Here is a 17,084-nt window from a genome sequence, read left to right as displayed (position 1 = left end):
GCAACCTCCTCAGGCACCGTGGTCACGGTTGCTGCGCAACCTCCTCAGGCACCGTGGTCACGGTTGCTGCGCAACCTCCTCAGGCAGCGTGGTGGTGCTTCCCTAGAGTGACGACATGGCACCCGAGCAGAGCGAGTGGATGCGGATCGTCGCGGAGGACCCGCACCACTCCCAGTGGTACATCGACCGCTTCCGCGAGATGGCCGCGCGAGGCGACGACCTCGACGGGGAGGCCCGGCTCGTCGACGCGATGGCGCCCCGCGGCGCACGCATCCTCGACGCCGGCTGCGGCCCGGGCCGCGTCGGTGGGCGGCTCCACGAGCTCGGCCACGCCGTGACCGGAGCCGACGTCGACCCGGCACTCGTCGCCGCGGCCGAGGAGGACCACCCCGGCCCGCGCTGGGTCGTGAGCGACCTGGCGACGCTCGACCTGCGCGACGACGAGGGGCGGCAGACCCCCTTCGACCTCATCGTCTGCGCCGGCAACGTCATGACCTTCCTCGCGCCGAGCACGAGGCGCGACGTCCTCACCGGCTTCGCCGACCACCTGGACGATGGCGGAAGGGCGGTCGTCGGCTTCGGCGCGGGGCGCGGCTACGCGTTCGCCGACTTCCACGCAGACGCGACCGAGGCGGGCCTGCAGGAGCAGGTCCGCCTCGGTGGGTGGGCCCTCGAGCGCTGGACCGAGGACGCCGGGTTCATCGTCAGCGTCCTCGGTCGTCGCTGATCAGGCGACGGCGCGCCCCTGCAGGACCCGCCAGGTGTAGGCCTGCGCCACGGCGAGCACCGGCATGACGACGAGCATGCCGATGCCGCAGGTGCAGATGGCCAGGATGATCAGGCCGATGGCGACCAGGAGGAACAGCAGGTTCTCGGCCAGGTGGTCCTGACGAAGGTGAAGCTCGCACCCATGGCGTCGGTGGCGGACCGGCCGTCGACGACCGCGATGTTGGTGTAGTAGAGCAGGAACATCACGATGATGCCCGGGATGACGCACAGCACGATGCCCACCGTCGTGGCGAGCCACACGAGCAGGCCGGCGATGATCGCCTGTCCCCACGGGATGCGGCTGAACATCTCGCCGAAGCTCGTGCGCCCTCGGTCGACGATGTCGAGCGCACCGCGCACGAGGGCCAGGCCGAGCGCCCACGAGATGAAGCCCGTGACGAAGCTGCTCGTGATGCTCGCCAGCTGGGCCTGTAGGAAGTTGTCCGGCAGGCCGGTCTCCGGGTCGACCGTGCTGGCGCTGGACCCGAGCACGCTCCCGGTGAAGGCGAGGTTGATGACCATGTTCAGGCAGATGCCGATGACGAGGATGATCGCCGTCAGGCCGAGCAGCGGCCCGAGGTTCTGGGTGAACTTCTCCCACCCGTACTTCACGGCGTCGATCGGGTTGTACTGGGAGGGCGCCGGTCCGCTCGGCGGGGGCATGCTGCCGCCACCGTAGGGCGGCTGACCGCCACCGTAGGGCGGCTGGCCGCCTCCGTGGGGAGGCTGACCGTAGGGCGGCTGTCCACTCTGGGGCGGCTGACCTCCGTACGGCGGCTGGTTGCCGCCGTACGGCGGCCCGGGCGGTGGCTGGTGTGGCGGGGGTGGCGGCTGGTAGCTCATGGCCCCGCCCAATCCGTCCCGAGCCCCCAGTGCAACAGCGACACGGGATCCGTCCCGATCGGCGTACGGATGCCCGTCGGGCGACTCCATTCGGGTCGACGTGGTGCCCGGCCCCGCCAGCGGGTAGGACAGGGCCATGCGGCACAGCAGCCCGGACGAACCGGGCATCACCCGGCGGCGACGCGGACGGGGATTCAGCCACCACCTGCCCTCCGGCAGGCTCGTCGACGACGCCACCCGCGCTCGGATCGAGGAGCTGGCGGTCCCGCCCGCCTGGCAGGACGTGTGGATCTGCACCGACCCCGACGCCCACCTCCTGGCCACGGGCGTCGACGAGGCCGGCCGCACGCAGTACCTCTACCACCCGCGGTGGCGGGCGGCGCGCGACCGGGAGAAGTTCGACCGCGCCCTCGAGCTCGCCCCGCGCCTGCCCCGGATGCGGCGGCGACTGCGGGAGGACCTGCGCGGGCGCGGCGCCTCCCGCGCACGCGTCACCGCCGTCGCCCTGTGGCTCCTCGACACCGGCCGCCTCCGCGTCGGCTCCACCGCGTACGAGCAGGAGCACGGCTCGCACGGCGTGACCACGCTGCTCGTCGAGCACGTGCACGACCGCGGCGACGGCGTGTGTCTGGAGTTCCCGGCGAAGGGGGGTCAGTTCGCCTCCGTGGCGGTCACCGACAAGGACGTCGTGAGCGCCCTGCGGGCACTGCGCCGCGCCGGACGTCCCGGCGACCACCTACTGCGGCACGGCGACGGGTCGAAGCGACTGGACCTCGGAGCGGGGGCCCTCGCCGAGCACTTCGTCGGGCTCGTCGGCGAGGGGTTCTCCGTCAAGGACCTGCGGACATGGGCCGCCACCGTGACCGCCGCCGAGTCGCTGGCCCGGTCGGCGCGGGCGGGCGAGGACGACGAGGAGGCCGTACGCACCGCGATCGACGCGGCCGCCGACTCGCTCGGCGACACCGCCACCGTCGCGCGTGACAGCTATGTCGACCCGAGGGTGCTCGATGCCCACCGCGAGGGACGGCGGGTGCGACCGACCCGGGGCACACCCCTGGAGCACAGCGACGAGGTGCGCCGCCGGGTCGAGCGCGAGCTCGTGGCACTGCTGGGAGACGGACCCGGGCCCGGTTGAGTCCGCGGCGATGCGGGCTCCCGGCCCGACCACCCTCCGATGAGCGGGGTTGGGTCGCCGGCCACCGGGTAGCGATGGGGCGAACCCAATGCCGAGGAGGCAACAGATGAAGGCCGTGACCTGGCAGTCCACCGAGTCCCTCGAGGTGAGCGAGGTCCCCGACCCGCGGATCGAGGAGCCGACCGACGCGATCGTGCGGGTGACCTCGACGGCGATCTGCGGATCCGACCTGCACCTCTACGGGGTGCTCTCCCCCTATCTGCACCCCGGGGACGTCCTCGGCCACGAGGCGATGGGCATCGTCGAGGAGGTCGGCCCCGAGACCGGGGACCTGCGCGTCGGCGACCGGGTCGTCGTGCCGTTCAACATCTCGTGCGGCCACTGCTGGATGTGCCAGCGGGGCCTGCAGTCGCAGTGCGAGACGACGCAGGTGACCTCGCAGGGCAAGGGCGCTGCGCTCTTCGGCTACACCGACCTCTACGGGTCGGTCCCCGGTGGTCAGGCCGAGTACCTGCGGGTGCCGCAGGCGCAGTACGGCCCGATCCGCATCCCCGAGACCGGTCCCGACGAGCGCTGGCTGTACCTCTCGGACATCCTGCCCACCGGCTGGCAGGCGGCTCGCTACGCCGACGTCACCGACGGGGACACGGTGCTCGTCATCGGGCTGGGCCCCGTCGGCCAGATGGCCGCGCGCTCCGCGGCGCTGCAGGGCGCCGAGCGGGTCATCGGCGTCGACCTCGTGGACGAGCGCCTGGTCATGGCCGCCGCGCACGGCGCGGAGACGATCGACACGAGGACGGTCGACGACCTCCCTTCGGCCGTCATGGAGGCGACCGGTGGCCGCGGCGCGGACCGGGTCATCGACGCCGTCGGCATGGAGGCCCACGGCAACCCGCTGGCGGAAAAGGTCATCGGACTCACCGCCCGCGCTCCCAAGGCGTTGGCCCGCAAGGCCGTCGAGACCATCGGCATCGACCGGCTCGCGGTGCTGCACGCGAGCATCGACAGCGTCCGCCGCGGTGGCACCATCTCGCTCAGCGGCGTCTACGGCGGCATGGCCGACCCGATGCCGCTGATGACGATGTTCGACAAGCAGGTGACCATGCGCATGGGCCAGGCCAACGTGCGCCGGTGGAGCGACGAGCTGCTCGAGATCGTCGGGCGCGACGGCGACGTCCTCGACCTCGAGGGCCTCGCGACGCACCACGTGCCCCTGACCGACGCGCCCGAGGCCTACCGGACCTTCCGGGACAAGGAGGACGGCTGCATCAAGGTCGTCATGCAGCCCTGACGGGGCCACACTGGTGCGATGACGACCACGCGTGCCGCGGGTCCGGCGGACGCCGGCCTCGTGGGCCGGCTGCTCCACGAGTTCAACGTCGAGTTCGACGAACCGACGCCGGTGGCGGCCGACTTCGCGCGACGCTTCGCGACCCTGCTCGCACGTGATGACGTACTCGTGCTCCTGGCCGAGCACGACGGTGCGGCCGTGGGATTCGCCTACCTCACCCTGCGGCCCACGCCGTACCACGACGGCCCGCTCGCCCAGCTCGAGGAGCTCTACGTCGCCCCGGCGTTGCGCGACGGCGGCATCGGCACCCTCCTGCTGACGACGGTCGTCGACGACCTGCGGGCGAAGGGGGTCGGCGAGGTCCACATCAACGTCGACGAGGTCGACGTGGACACCCGCCGCTTCTACGAGCGGCACGGCTTCGTCAACGTGCTGCCGGGCGCCGACCACCGGATGCTCTGCTACCTGCAGGAGCTGTGACCTCGTGGGGCGCCGGGTGCGCGCGCTGGGCCCGGTCCTCGCCCTCGTCGTCGTGGCCGGTGGTGGCTGCACGGACGCCCCCACGCAGTCGGAGGCCGCCTGGGAGCCGGTGACCCTCCCGGGTCCCGGCCGGGTGGTGACGCTCACCGGCACCCCCGAGGGCCTGCTCGTCGGACGGTACGACGAGGACGCCCGGGAGCGGGCGTCGCTGCACGAGCTGCGCGCCGACGGCCGCTCCGGGCAGGTGGAGATGGACACGTTGTGGGAGTGGGCCGGTCGCGAGGCGGAGCTGTCCTCCGTCGACTCCGGGCCGGCGGGGACCGTCGCGCTCGGCGGCCACCGAGCCGGGGCCCACGGCAACGTGCGCTGGACCGTGTGGAGCGGCGACCGGCAGCGGGTGGTGGAGCAGCCGCAGCCCTTCGAGACCTTCGGCGGCTGGGACGCCGGCGGGCTGACCGGCGTGGCGGTGTCCCGGGCCGGACCGATGATCCTCGGCAGCCGGGTCAGCGCGAGCAAGCAGGGGCTCGACGTCGCCGTCTGGCGGCCACGGGGTGAGCGCTGGGTCATGACACCGCGCCCCGGGTCGGCGCTGCGGGCGACCGCCGAACGGCAGCCCTCCCCCGGCGCCGTGGCGGCACTGCCGGACGGCTACCTCGCCGTCGGCTGGGTCACCGAGCTCGAGCCGTCGATCCACGACGTCGCGGTCGCCTGGACCGCCCGGTCACCGGGAGGGCCCTGGCGGGAGATCACGCTGCCCGCGGAGGGTGCCGGCATCGCCCGGGGCGGTGCTGTCGCGTGCGCGGCCGACCACTGCACCGTGGCCGGCAGGCGCGACGACGACGTCGTGGTGTGGCGGCTGCCGCTGACCGACGGCACTCCCGGTGCGGCCTCGACCGCGACGACCGTGGCGGCGGACGCCCTGCGCACGCAGAGCCCGACGCTGGCCGTGGTCGCCGGGCGGGTGGACACCGCCGCGTACGGCGAGCGCGACACCACGCGGGTGGTGCGCCTCGCCACCGAGCCCGAGGCCACCGACCTGTCGGGGCGCCTGGTGGCGATGGCCGAGGAGCCGTCCGGCGCCGTCGTCCTGGCGACCACGGACGGGTCCGGGACGAGCCGTGCGTGGCGATCGACGAGGTGACGGGTCCCCCCTTCGTCCGCGGTGTCAGGCGTGGCCGTGGCGACGCTGGTGCCGCAGCCCGAGGACGGTGCCGATGACGATGAGGACGATCGAGCCGACGAGCACCCCGATGTAGCCGACGTACACGGCCGCGGTGAGCGCGATGGCCGCCGCGACGAAGGAGACCGCGAGGGCGAAGGAGGTCAGCGTCGTGAAGTCGGTGCCGGCCGAGTCGGGCCGGGCGAAGTCCATGTTGATCGTGTAGACGACGACATTGGCGACCGCGTACGCCGCCATGAAGGCGCACAGCGCGACGGTCGTCCAGACCGTGGCCGCCTCACCGAGGGCGAGCGGGACGAGCCCGAGGGTCGCGACGACGAGCAGTGCGCCACCGAGGACGAGCACCCGCGTGCGACCCCAGCGGCGCACGAGCGCACCGGCACCCAGCGCGGCGAGCACCGCGGGGGCCGAGGCGATGGCGCCGGAGACGATGCCGATCTTGGTGAGCGACCAGCCCGCGTCGACGAGCGCCGGCGAGACGATCGCGTAGCCGACCGCCGCACCGATGTAGTAGAGCGGGACGACGACGAGCACCCAGCTGCGGCACCCGGGCTGGCCGAAGACGGAGAGCAGCTCGCGCAGCCCGGGACGACGCACCTGCACGACCCGCTCCGGCTCGCGGAAGGCGATGACGACGCCCAGCGCGGTGGCGGTGAGCAGGGCGAGCATCACCATGGCCGGGACCCATCCGAAGCGGTCGTAGACGACAACGGCCAGGCCACCACCGACCACGCTGCCGAGGTAGTTGCCACCGACCTGGATGCCGTTGCCCAGGCCGCGGTCACCGTCGGAGAGCAGGCGGACGGCGAGCGCGTCGGCCGCGATGTCCTGCGTGGCGGAGAAGAAGACGAAGAGCGCGCAGATCGCCATGACGGGACCGAGGTGGTCCGAGGGCGTGGCGAAGGGGGTGAGCGCCAGGAGGGTGATGACGAGCCCGAGCTGCAGCGGGACGAGCCACGAGCGGTAGTGGCCGAAGCGGCGGCTGCCGAAGCGGTCGACGAGGGGCGACCAGAGGAACTTCAGCGGCCAGATCAGGCCGATCGTCTGCAGCATGCCGAGTGTGGCGAGCGACGTGCCGCCATCTCGCAGGATGGCCACGAGACCGATCGTGAGGAAGCCCACACCGAGGTACTGGGTGAAGTACAGCGCGGTGATCAGTCGGAACCGCTCTGCACCGGACCCGTCGAGGGTGCGCGGGTCGGTCGTGAGGGTGCTGGCCACGGGTGGTCCTCGGGGTCGGGCGGTCGGCGTTCGGGTACGCATCATCGCGCATCCACGCCGATGCGGTGCGCCGCAACGCTCGACGAGCGAAGGGAGCGACGGGTCGTTATCTTAGGGCAGCCATACCTAAGTTAGGTACACCTCACTTCTAGGAGTCCGCTCGGTGAACCCGCACCTCCTGACCCACGACACCGCCGACGACTACGTCGCCGGCATGTCCCGCGTGACCCGCCTCGTCGCCCGGCACCTGGCCGCCGACGCACCGTCGACCGGCGCGACCGTCGCCGACCTGGCACCCGCGGTCGAGTCCGTCGACCTCGACCGCCCGGCCGCCGACCTGGACGCCGCGTTCGCCGAGGTCACCGACGTCTACCTGCGTGACGCGATCTGGTTCCACCACCCGTCGTACGTGGCGCACCTCAACTGCCCCGTCGCACTGCCGGCCGTCCTGGCCGAGGGGATCATCGCCGCCGTCAACACCTCTGTCGACACCTGGGACCAGAGCGCCGGCGGCACCCTCGTCGAGCAGCGGCTGGTGCGCTGGACCGCCGGCCGGATCGGCTTCGACGAGTCGCTCGCCGACGGCGTCTTCACCAGCGGCGGCACCCAGTCCAACCTGCAGGGTCTGCTCCTGGCACGAGGGGAGGCGGAGCGACGGGCGGGGGCGGATGTCGCGCCGCGCCTGCGGGTCCTGGCCACCGAGCACAGCCACTTCAGCGTCATCAAGTCCGCGCGGATCATGGGGCTGCACCCGAGCGCGGTCATCCCGGTCCCGACCGACGCGACCGGCGGGATGTCGCTCGAGGCGCTGCGGCGCGAGCTCGAGGGCGTCCGCGAGCGCGGCGAGGTGGCCATGGCGGTCGTCGCCACCGCGGGCACGACCGACCTGGGCGTCATCGACCCGATCCCGGGCATCGCCGACCTCGCGACCGAGCACGGCGCCTGGCTGCACGTCGACGCCGCCTACGGAGGCGGCCTGCTCGTCTCCCTTCGTCGCCGGCACCTGCTCGACGGGATCGAGCGCGCCGACTCGGTGACCGTGGACTTCCACAAGACCTTTTTCCAACCGGTCAGCTCCAGCGCGATCATCGTGCGCGACGGCGCGACCCTCGGCCACGTCACCCACCACGCGGACTACCTCAACCCGCGCACCGCGGTCACCCCCAACCAGGTCGACAAGTCGCTGCAGACCACGCGCCGCTTCGACGCGCTCAAGCTGTGGATGACGCTGCGGATCACCGGTGCTGATGCCGTCGGCGGGATGTTCGACGAGGTCATCGACCGCGCGCACCAGGTGTGGGAGGTGCTCGTCGAGGACGAGCGCTTCGAGGTCGCCACCGAGCCGGTGCTCAGCACCGTGCTCTTGCGGTACCGCCCCGCCGGGTTGAGCGCGCACGACGCCGACTCGCTCAACCCGCGCATCCGCCACGCGCTCCTCGACGGCGGCGACGTCATGGTGGCCGGGACGACGATCGAGGGCCGCTCGTGGCTGAAGTTCACGCTGCTCAACCCGCAGACGTCCTTGGAGCACCTGAGCGGGATCCTCGAGACGATCGCCGCGACCGGGGAGCAGCTGATCGCTGAGGACGCCATGGACGAGGTGGCGGTCGCCTCGCTCGGTTCGGACACCTCGTCTCGAGGCTTGGGCGCGGACGCCCTCGCACCTCGACGACCGGTGCGAGCGACGGGCGCGGGGGTGGCGCGATGAAGCCCTTCGAGACGCTTGCTGCGCAAGCTCCTCAGGGAGCGGTGCTCGACCTCATCGGCATCGGGCTCGGCCCCTTCAACCTCGGGCTGGCCGCGCTGACCCATGACCTGCCGGACGTCGACGGCGTCTTCCTCGAGGCGCGCGAGGACTTCTCCTGGCACCCCGGGATGATGCTCGAGGGCGCGACGATCCAGGTGCCCTTCATGGCCGACCTGGTGACGATGGCCGACCCGACGAACCGGTTCGGCTTCCTCAACCACCTCAAGCAGGTCGGGCGGCTCTACCCCTTCTACATCCGCGAGGACTTCAACCCGCTGCGCGCGGAGTACGACCAGTACTGCCAATGGGTCGCCGAGCAGCTCGACACGATCCGCTGGGGCCACACGGTGACCGCGGTCGAGCGCGACGCCGGGGACGGCACGTACACCGTCACGGCCCGTCGGAGCGACGGGACGCTCACCTCCCTTCGTGCTCGTCATGTCGTGCTCGGCATCGGGACCGAGCCCGCCGTCCCGCCCGTCGCCGAGGGCCTCGGCGGCCCGGTGACGCATTCGGGCGGCTACCTCGACCACCGAGCAGCGTTGCAGGACAACGCGAACGTCACCGTCGTCGGCAGCGGGCAGTCCGCCGCGGAGATCTACCTCGACCTGCTCGAGGGTTGCGTGGAGCACGGCTACCACCTGACGTGGGTGACGCGCTCGCCGCGGTTCTTCCCCATGGAGTACACGAAGCTCACGCTCGAGATGACCTCGCCCGAGTACGCCCGGTACTTCAGCGCGCTGCCGCTCGAGCGCCGCGACGTGCTGCTGCGCGAGCAGCGCAACCTCTACAAGGGGATCAGCGCCGACCTCGTCGACACGATCTACGACACCCTCTACCGGCTGCGCGTCGAGACCGGACGCCCCGTGCCGACGACCCTGCTCACCAACAGCGAGGTGCGCGAGGCCGGGTGGGACGAGGACGAAGGGAGGTACACCCTGCGCGTCCACCACGAGGAGCAGGACGCCTCGGTCACCGTCACGACCGAGGGACTGGTGCTCGCGACCGGCTACCGGCCGCGCACGCCGCACTTCCTCGCGCCTGTCGCCGACCGGATCCGCCGGGACGCCCGCGACCGCTTCGACACCGGGGCCGACTACAGCATCGACCTCGACGGGAGGATCTTCGTGCAGAACGCGGAGGAGCACACCCACTCCGTCCTCGCACCCGACCTCGGCATGGGCGCGTACCGCAACTCGGTGATCATCAACGCGATCGCGGGCCGCGAGGTGTACCCCGTGGAGGAGCGGATCGCGTTCCAGCACTTCGGTGTCCACGAGATCGAGTCGCCTGTCGTCGAGCGGGGGCTCGAGGCTCGGCCGCGGGCGGCCTCGCACCGCCCACGCGGAACGTGGGACCCAGACCCACGTGGGCTGAGGTGCGACGAAGGAGCCTCGAAGCCCCAGGCCGTGGAGGTGGGCCGATGAGCGCCTGGCACTTCCTCTCCCCCGTCGGCCGGGTCACGATCGAGCCGGTCGTGCCCGCCGAGCACATCGAGCTGCTCCACGACTGGGTGACCCACCCCAAGTCCACCTTCTGGGGCATGCAGGGGTTCACCCCCGAGCAGTCGCGGGCCGCCTTCGACAAGATCGACGGCGACCCGCGCCACGACGCGTGGCTCGGGCGGATCGACGGCCAGCCGGTCTTCCTCACCGAGACCTACGACCCGGGGCACAGCGTGCTCGCCGCGCACTACCGCGTGGCCGAGGGCGACATCGGCATGCACGTGCTCGTCGCAGCCACCGACACCCCGGTGAGCGGACTGACCTCGCAGGTCTTCCGCGCCGTCATGCACTTCTGCTTCCGCGACCCCGCGGTCACCCGCGTCGTCGTCGAGCCCGACGCGCGCAACCACGCGATCCATGCCAAGAACGCGGCGGCCGGGTTCGTCGTGGACCGCCGGATCTCGCTGTCGGACAAGGAGGCCCTGCTGAGCCTGTGCACCGTCGAGGACTTCGCGCGCTCCGAGCTCGAAGGGGGTGGGCCGGCACCTCTCCCTTCGCCCGACATCGCGCACCTGGAGCCGGAGGTCATGGCGCGCGCCCACCGGCACGTGGCGGCCAAGGCGATCGGCGAGTTCACCCACGAGCGGCTGCTCGTCCCCGAGCCCGTCGGTGACCGGTGGACGATCGAGGCAGGCGCGGCGCGCTACACCTTCGCTGCGACCCGGCACGCGCTGGAGCACTGGCGGGTCGACCCGGTGAGCATCGAGCGGACCGTCGACGGCGTGCCCACCGAGGTCGACGCCCTGGTCGTCGTCTCGGACCTGCACGAGGACCTCGGCATCCCCGACCACCTGCGCTCCACCTACCTCGAGGAGCTGAGCGGGACCCTCGCCAGCCTCGCGTTCAAGTGGCACCACGGCCGACACACCAGCCGCGACCTCGTCGACGCCGACTTCCAGACGATCGAGGCGGCGATGACCGAGGGCCACCCCGCCTTCGTCGCCAACAACGGCCGGATCGGCTTCTCCGCCACCGACCACGCGGCCTACTCCCCCGAGGCGGGCACGGACGTGCGGATGGTGTGGATCGCGGTGCGGCGCACCGTCGCCCATCTCTCCCTCGCCGAGGGCATGACCGAGGACGACCTGTACGGCGGCGAGCTGGACGACGCGGACCGGGAGCGGTTCTCCCTTCGTCTCGTGCAGACCGGTGTCGACCCGACGGACTACCTGCTCATGCCCGTCCACCCGTGGCAGTGGGACCACAAGCTCGCGGTGACCTTCGCCGCGGACCTCGCGCGACGCGACGTCGTCCACCTCGGGACGACCACCGACCGGTACCGGGCGCAGCAGTCGATCCGGACCTTCTTCAACACCGACCGGCCGGAGCGGCACTACGTCAAGACCGCGCTGGCGATCCAGAACATGGGCTTCCTGCGGGGGCTGTCGCCGACGTACATGACCGCCACCCCCGCGATCAACGACTGGGTGGCCGGGCTCGTGGCCGGTGACGAGGAGCTCGCGGACTGCGGGTTCCGTGTACTGCGCGAGGTCGCGGCCGTCGGCTACACGGGCGATGCCTACCACCGACTCGGGTCGCCGAGTGCGCACACCAAGATGGTCGCGGCCCTGTGGCGCGAGTCCCCGGTGCCGAAACTCGCTGCGGGACAACGACTCCAGTCCCTCACCGGGCTGCTCCACCGCGACGCGGACGGGGGCGCGCTCATCACCGAGCTCATCGCCGCCAGCCCGGTCGGGGCGAACGAGTGGGTGCGTCGCATGCTGCGCGCCTACCTGCGCCCCGTCGTCCACTGCCTCGGCGTGCACGACCTCGCCTTCATGCCCCACGGGGAGAACCTCATCCTCGTCCTCGAGGACCACGTGCCCACCGGCGTCTTCATGAAGGACATCGGCGAGGAGGTCGTCGTCATGTCCGACCGCCCGCTCCCACCCGAGGTCGAGCGGATCCGGCACGTCCTCGACCCGCAGGTGCAGTCGCTGTCGGTCCTCACCGACGTGCTCGACGGCGTACTGCGCTTCGTCGCCGAGATCCTCGCCGACGACGAGGTGATGACCGGCGACGAGTTCTGGGCGCTGGTCGCGCAGTGCATCACCGAGCACGCGGCCGACCACCCACGCGCGGCACGGCTGGACCTGCTGCGGGAGAGCTTCGAGCACTCCTGCCTCAACCGGCTGCAGCTGCGCAACACGCTGCAGATGGTCGACCTGACCGACCCGGAGGGCTCGCTCATCCGGGTGGGTGACCTGGCCAACCCCCTCCACGCGGCGTCCCTTCGAGACGGTTGCTGCGCAACCTCCTCAGGGAACGTGGGGGCCGAGGGCGCGCATCTCCCCGGGGAAATGCGCGGTTCGGTGGAGGTCGAGGCTCGGTGACCGGACGCTGGAGGGTGGAGCGGGATGCCCACGGCATCCCGCACTGCTGGGGGGAGACGCTCGAGGACCTGGCGTACGCGCAGGGGTGGTCGGCCGCGGTCGACCGGGCCTGGCAGATGGAGGTCGAACGGCGGCGGTCGGAGGCGACGACGACCACCGTGCTCGGGGAGTCCGACTGGGACACCTTCGCCACCGCTGCCCGGCTGCCGCAGACGGCGCGGGCGGTGGTGGCGGACCTCGACGACGAGACGACGGCCTGGCTGCTCGCCTATGTCGCAGGGGTCAACGCGGGGCTGCCCGAGGGCGCTTCTCGCGCACCGGAGTTCGCCGAGACCGGGACCGAGCCGCAGGAGTGGCAGCCGTGGTCCCCGGCCGGGGTCTTCCTCGTGCAGCACGTGCTCATGGGCAACTTCGGGCACGCCCTGTGGAGACGACACCTGCGCCAACAGCTCGGCGACGCGGTCGACCTGCTGAGCCACGAGGGCGTCCCGCTCGGCGGCAGCAACGCGTGGGCGCTCACCGGCTCGCGCACGAGCACCGGCGCGCCGATGATCGCCGCCGACCCGCACCGGGTGCTCGAGGCGCCCGGCATCTACCAGCAGGTGCGGCTGTCGACGCCCGAGATCGACGTCGCCGGACTCGCCTTCGCCGGGGTGCCGGGCGTGCCCCACTTCGGCCACGCCGGCTCGGTCGCCTGGGCCGTCACCCACGCGATGGCCGACTACCAGCAGATCGCGCCGGACGCCGATCCCGCTGTGCCGCACCCGATCTCGCCGTCCACCGTGACCGGCGACATCGGTCTGGCGACGATGCGCCGCCTGCTGCTCGCCCGCACCGTCGACGACGTGGACGACGCCCTCGACGGATGGGTCGAGCCGGTCAACGCGCTCGTCATCGCCGGGGCCGACGGCCGGGTCCGCGAGCGCGTCGCCGGCCGCCTCGTGACGAAGGGGGGCGCCTGCGTCCCCGCCCCTCCCGCCTGCCGCAACCTCACCGACGGCGAGGTCGTCGTCCACGCCAACGACCGGCGGGAGTCGGTCGCCGCACTGGGCGAGGAGTTCGCCGCCCCGCACCGGGCCGGCCGGATCACCGCGCTGCTCGGTGAGCGCGAGCGGTGGGACGTCGACGGCCTCGCCGCCGTCCAGGTCGACACCCACCTCGGCTCGTGGGCGGCCTTCCGACGCCTCCTCGAGTGCGTCGCGACCACCGGCGCCGCGGAGGACGTGCGCACCCGGCTCCTCGCCTGGGACGGCCACATGGACGCGGACAGCGACCGCGCCGCGCTCTTCGCCACGTGGCGCAGCGAGCTCGTCCGGGTCGTCGCGCACCACCCGCGCCTGGCCGCGCTGCACACCCCGACGGGGCTGGCGCCGATGTTCGCCCCGTGGGTCGACCCGGTCGCCCGGGTCGGTGCCGGCATCGAACGCATCGTCCGCGTCGGGCGCGACTGGGGCCTGCCGCTCGCCGACCTCGCCGTCGAGGCGCTCGAGCGCACTGCCGCGGCCGGGGTCGCCGGGACGTGGGGGGAGCGGCACGCCGCTCCCTTCGTCCGGGCGGTGCCGGGCCACGCCCCGCCGAGCCTGCCGCTGGCCGGTGACGGGGACTGCGTCCTGGCCACCGCCGCCGCCCCCGGGCTGAGCGACCTGTGCTGGCGCGGGCCCACCGCGCGACTCGTGTGGTCGCTCGACGGGCCGAGCGCCTGGGTCGTGCCGCTCGGCGCGGACGGGCCGACGGACTCCCCCTTCGCCGACGACCAGCACGAGAGCTGGGCGGCCGGGCGACTCCACCCGATCGAGAGGACACCATGAGCACGCTGACCTTCCGCCCGCTGCGGCCAGCCGAGGACGCCCCGACGATCCACGCGTGGGTCACCGAGCCGCGAGGGCGGTTCTGGGGCATGGGCGACCAGACCGTCGACGAGGTGCGCGAGACCTACGAGTTCGTCGACTCGCTCGAGGCCCACTGGGCGTGGATCGGCGAGGTCGACGGCCGCCCGGTGGCGCTGCTGCAGACCTACGAGCCCGAGCACGACCCGATCGCGGACGCCTACGACGTGCAGCCGGGTGACCTCGGCGCGCACATCTTCGTCGCGCCCGGGGAGGACGCCCTGACCGTGGGGACCTCGGTGATCGGCTGGACCTTCGCCGACCCAGCGGTGCAGCGGATCGTCGGCGAACCGGACGCGTCCAACCGGGCGGTCCTCGCCCGGCTCGTCCAGAGCGGGTTCGAGATCGGCGAGCAGGTCCGCGTCGGTGACAAGGACGCGCGGATGGTCTACCTGACGCGGGAGCGGTTCGCCGAGCTGACGGACTGACCCGACCCGGATGTACACCCCACGGTGGATGCCACGAAACTGTGCGGCATGGGTACACGCACACTCGCTCTGATCGCACTCGTCATCACCATGGCCTACGGCATCGGCTTCGGCCTCATCGGCGAGCCCTCCCGGCTCTACGTCGTCGGCGGGGCGCTGCTCGTCACGGCGGCCTGGGTGGCCGTGGGCATGCTCAACAACCGGCGGCGCGATGAGGCTCGTTAGCCTGACCCGATGACCGAGGACGTGCCGGGCGGGGCCAACCGGCGCACCCTCATGACCGGGTCCCTCGCCGCCCTCGCTCTCGGGGCGACGACGACCGGTGGGGTGGGCCTGTACCGCACCCGTCACGAGGTCCCGGCCACCTACGGCCTGACCGTCGCCATGCGCTCCGAGCACGGCCCGTGGCGCGGGACCCGACAGCTCGTCGACCGGGAGCATCTCGAGCAGGTGCTCCCCGGGTCCCGCGTGCTCGTCGGCCCCGAGCAGGAGCCCCTCCTCGAGGCCCAGGAGGAGTGGCTCGCCGGACTGACCCTGCCGCGCGCCGCCGGCGCACCCTCCGACCTCGCCCGTGCGGCCGCCCTCGACCTGTGGGTGCTCTCGGCCGGCCTGCCGCTGGCCGTCGCGGGTGGTCGCCGATGTGGCGCCATGCATGGCCCCGCGACACCGCCCACGTCGCTGTCGCGCTCCACCGCCTCGGGGACGCGAAGGGGGCGACCCGCCAGCTCTCCTCCCTCGCCGAACGTGTCGGCCGGGCACCGCGGATGCAGGCGCGCTACGCGCTCGACGGCGGCACCCCGGACGATCGCCCGCCCCAGGACGACGGCTTCGGTTGGGTGCTGTGGGCCGCCGGGTCCACGGTCGACTCGTGGCGCGGGACGGCGGAGGCCGGCCGCATCGACGCGCTCGTCCGGCACTGCGCGGCCACGGCGCTGACGCGGCTCGACGGGGACGGTCTGCCGCGGGTTTCGCCCGACTACTGGGAGCTCGAGGAGCGCCAGCTGACGCTCGGCACGGCCGCTCCGCTGCTCGCCGGGCTCGAGCAGGCCGCGACGCTCGTCGGCGGCGAACTGGCCGAGCGCTGCGCCGCCGCGGCGACCCGGATGGACGCGCAGGTGCACGCGACCTTCGGTCGGCGGGGGTGGCCCCGGCGCATCGGCGGCGGCGCGAGCGACACCGCGATCGCGTGGCTGCTGCCGCCCTATCGCACCGCGCCGCCCCGCGAGACCGAGCTGCGAGCAGCGCTCGACGAGGCCGCGCGGCAGATGTCCCGACCCAACGGCGGGTACGCCCCCGGCGGTGACTGGCGCGAGGACGGCGTGGCGTGGACCCCGGAGACGGCGGTGCTCGCCGGGGCCTGGGCGACGGCCGACGCGACCCGCGAGCGCGCACTCGAGACGCTCGCCTGGCTCGACGGCCACCGCACCGAGGCCGGGTCGCTGCCCGAAAAGGTGCGGGACGACGGCTCCCCCGCCGGGCCCGCGCCGCTCGCCTGGACCGCGGCCGTGACGCTCACGGCGGCGCTCGACGTGGCACGCTGAGAGGACCCGATCCAGGAGGACCCCGTGAGCGAGACACCGAGCTGGGCCGCCCCGCCGCACGAGCAGGTCACGTACCTGACCACCCAGCAGATCCCGACCGTCGTGCGCAAGGCCGAGGAGGTCCTGCCGGACGACATGCCGGGCATCTTCGACGAGAGCTTCACCGCGCTCGTGCCCGCGCTGCAGGAGCACGGCATACAGATCGCCGGCCCCGCCTTCTCCCTGCACCACCGGATGCCGGGCGCGACGATGACCTTCGAGCTCGGCTTCCCCGTCGCGACGCCGCTCGACGGCGAGCTCGAGGCCGGCGGCATCACCTTCTACCCCTCGAGCATGCCCGCGACCCAGGTCGCGACGGTCTCGCACCTGGGCGGCTACGACGGTCTCTCCGGGGCCTGGGGCGCGCTGATGCAGCAGGTCGGGGCCGACGGGCGCCAGCCGGCGCTGCCCTTCTGGGAGGTCTACGTCACCGAGCCGAGCCCCGACATGGATCCGAGCACGCTGCGGACCGACCTGGTGCTGCCGTACGAGGGCTGATCACTTCCGGTCGACGAGCGCGTACGACGCAGCGGCGGAGACGGCCGCGACGCCGAGGACCGCGGGCCAGGCGCCGACCTTCTTCGCGAGCGGGTGCGAGGCGCCGAAGCCGCCGAGGTAGACCGCCGAGAGCGCCGCGGTCGTCGCGGGGCCGGACTTGGCCAGCCACGTCCGGCCGGCGAGGAGCCC

At 72.8% G+C, this 17,084-nt stretch carries 15 protein-coding genes and 1 pseudogene; 13 read left to right on the top strand and 3 right to left on the bottom strand.

What is annotated here, in order from left to right; genetic code table 11:
- Positions 1-115 precede the first annotated feature (115 nt).
- Positions 116-727, top strand: coding sequence for a class I SAM-dependent methyltransferase (locus JAN01S_RS14345; RefSeq protein ID WP_068319296.1), 612 nt, complete (start codon positions 116-118; stop codon positions 725-727).
- A gap of 110 nt (positions 728-837) precedes the next feature.
- On the opposite strand, the gene JAN01S_RS14340 is transcribed toward JAN01S_RS14345, so the two are convergent.
- Positions 838-1,431: a hypothetical protein gene (locus tag JAN01S_RS14340; protein ID WP_068319295.1), complete on the bottom strand. Its 594-nt coding sequence runs from the start codon at positions 1,429-1,431 to the stop codon at positions 838-840.
- A gap of 316 nt (positions 1,432-1,747) precedes the next feature.
- Here JAN01S_RS14340 and JAN01S_RS14335 point away from each other — a divergent pair, with 316 nt between their 5' ends.
- From JAN01S_RS14335 to JAN01S_RS14320, 4 genes are all read left to right on the top strand, one after another.
- Positions 1,748-2,746, top strand: a complete 999-nt coding sequence (locus JAN01S_RS14335; protein ID WP_068319294.1) for a DNA topoisomerase IB — start codon at positions 1,748-1,750, stop codon at positions 2,744-2,746.
- 106 nt (positions 2,747-2,852) lie between these two features.
- Entirely contained in the window at positions 2,853-4,037 is a 1,185-nt protein-coding gene (locus tag JAN01S_RS14330) for a zinc-dependent alcohol dehydrogenase (protein ID WP_068319293.1), read from the top strand.
- An 18-nt stretch (positions 4,038-4,055) separates the two neighbouring features.
- Positions 4,056-4,517, top strand: coding sequence for a GNAT family N-acetyltransferase (locus JAN01S_RS14325; protein ID WP_068319292.1), 462 nt, complete (start codon positions 4,056-4,058; stop codon positions 4,515-4,517).
- A gap of 4 nt (positions 4,518-4,521) precedes the next feature.
- On the top strand, positions 4,522-5,658 hold the full coding sequence (locus tag JAN01S_RS14320; protein ID WP_157075769.1) for a hypothetical protein: 1,137 nt from the start codon (positions 4,522-4,524) through the stop codon (positions 5,656-5,658).
- A 24-nt stretch (positions 5,659-5,682) separates the two neighbouring features.
- Here JAN01S_RS14320 and JAN01S_RS14315 read toward each other — a convergent pair whose 3' ends face one another.
- Positions 5,683-6,918 carry an MFS transporter gene (locus JAN01S_RS14315; RefSeq protein ID WP_068319290.1) on the bottom strand — a complete coding sequence of 412 codons (1,236 nt, stop codon included), beginning with the start codon at positions 6,916-6,918 and terminating at the stop codon, positions 5,683-5,685.
- Between the two features lie 163 nt (positions 6,919-7,081).
- Here JAN01S_RS14315 and JAN01S_RS14310 point away from each other — a divergent pair, with 163 nt between their 5' ends.
- The 8 genes from JAN01S_RS14310 to JAN01S_RS14280 all read left to right on the top strand — a co-directional run bounded on the left by JAN01S_RS14310 (position 7,082) and on the right by JAN01S_RS14280 (position 16,895).
- Entirely contained in the window at positions 7,082-8,626 is a 1,545-nt protein-coding gene (locus JAN01S_RS14310; RefSeq protein ID WP_157075768.1) for a pyridoxal phosphate-dependent decarboxylase family protein, read from the top strand.
- Positions 8,623-10,092, top strand: a complete 1,470-nt coding sequence (locus JAN01S_RS14305) for a lysine N(6)-hydroxylase/L-ornithine N(5)-oxygenase family protein (RefSeq protein ID WP_084360285.1) — start codon at positions 8,623-8,625, stop codon at positions 10,090-10,092. Before JAN01S_RS14310 ends, JAN01S_RS14305 begins: the two co-directional genes overlap by 4 nt.
- A complete protein-coding gene (locus tag JAN01S_RS14300) occupies positions 10,089-12,503 on the top strand; it encodes a GNAT family N-acetyltransferase (protein WP_068319289.1) in 2,415 nt (804 codons plus the stop codon). Before JAN01S_RS14305 ends, JAN01S_RS14300 begins: the two co-directional genes overlap by 4 nt.
- Positions 12,500-14,311: a penicillin acylase family protein gene (locus JAN01S_RS14295; protein WP_068319288.1), complete on the top strand. Its 1,812-nt coding sequence runs from the start codon at positions 12,500-12,502 to the stop codon at positions 14,309-14,311. Before JAN01S_RS14300 ends, JAN01S_RS14295 begins: the two co-directional genes overlap by 4 nt.
- Complete coding sequence (locus JAN01S_RS14290; protein WP_068319287.1) at positions 14,308-14,817, top strand: GNAT family N-acetyltransferase; 510 nt, start codon at positions 14,308-14,310, stop codon at positions 14,815-14,817. The genes JAN01S_RS14295 and JAN01S_RS14290 overlap by 4 nt, the downstream gene beginning before the upstream one ends.
- Before the next feature lie 48 nt (positions 14,818-14,865).
- Positions 14,866-15,042 (top strand): hypothetical protein, encoded by a 177-nt coding sequence (locus tag JAN01S_RS17220; RefSeq protein WP_169797241.1) that lies wholly within the window; start codon positions 14,866-14,868, stop codon positions 15,040-15,042.
- A gap of 413 nt (positions 15,043-15,455) precedes the next feature.
- Positions 15,456-16,358 (top strand): glycoside hydrolase family 15 protein, encoded by a 903-nt coding sequence (locus tag JAN01S_RS14285; RefSeq protein ID WP_068319286.1) that lies wholly within the window; start codon positions 15,456-15,458, stop codon positions 16,356-16,358.
- Between the two features lie 24 nt (positions 16,359-16,382).
- Positions 16,383-16,895 carry a GyrI-like domain-containing protein gene (locus tag JAN01S_RS14280; protein WP_068319285.1) on the top strand — a complete coding sequence of 171 codons (513 nt, stop codon included), beginning with the start codon at positions 16,383-16,385 and terminating at the stop codon, positions 16,893-16,895.
- On the opposite strand, the pseudogene JAN01S_RS14275 reads toward JAN01S_RS14280, so the two are convergent.
- Positions 16,896-17,084, bottom strand: a pseudogene (locus tag JAN01S_RS14275) (hypothetical protein); the annotation flags it as partial.

The organism is Janibacter anophelis NBRC 107843 (genome assembly GCF_001570945.1).
GTDB classification, from domain to species: domain Bacteria; phylum Actinomycetota; class Actinomycetes; order Actinomycetales; family Dermatophilaceae; genus Janibacter; species Janibacter anophelis.
Note: the sequence above shows the minus strand (reverse complement) of the source record. Positions and strands in the feature narration are given on the sequence as shown.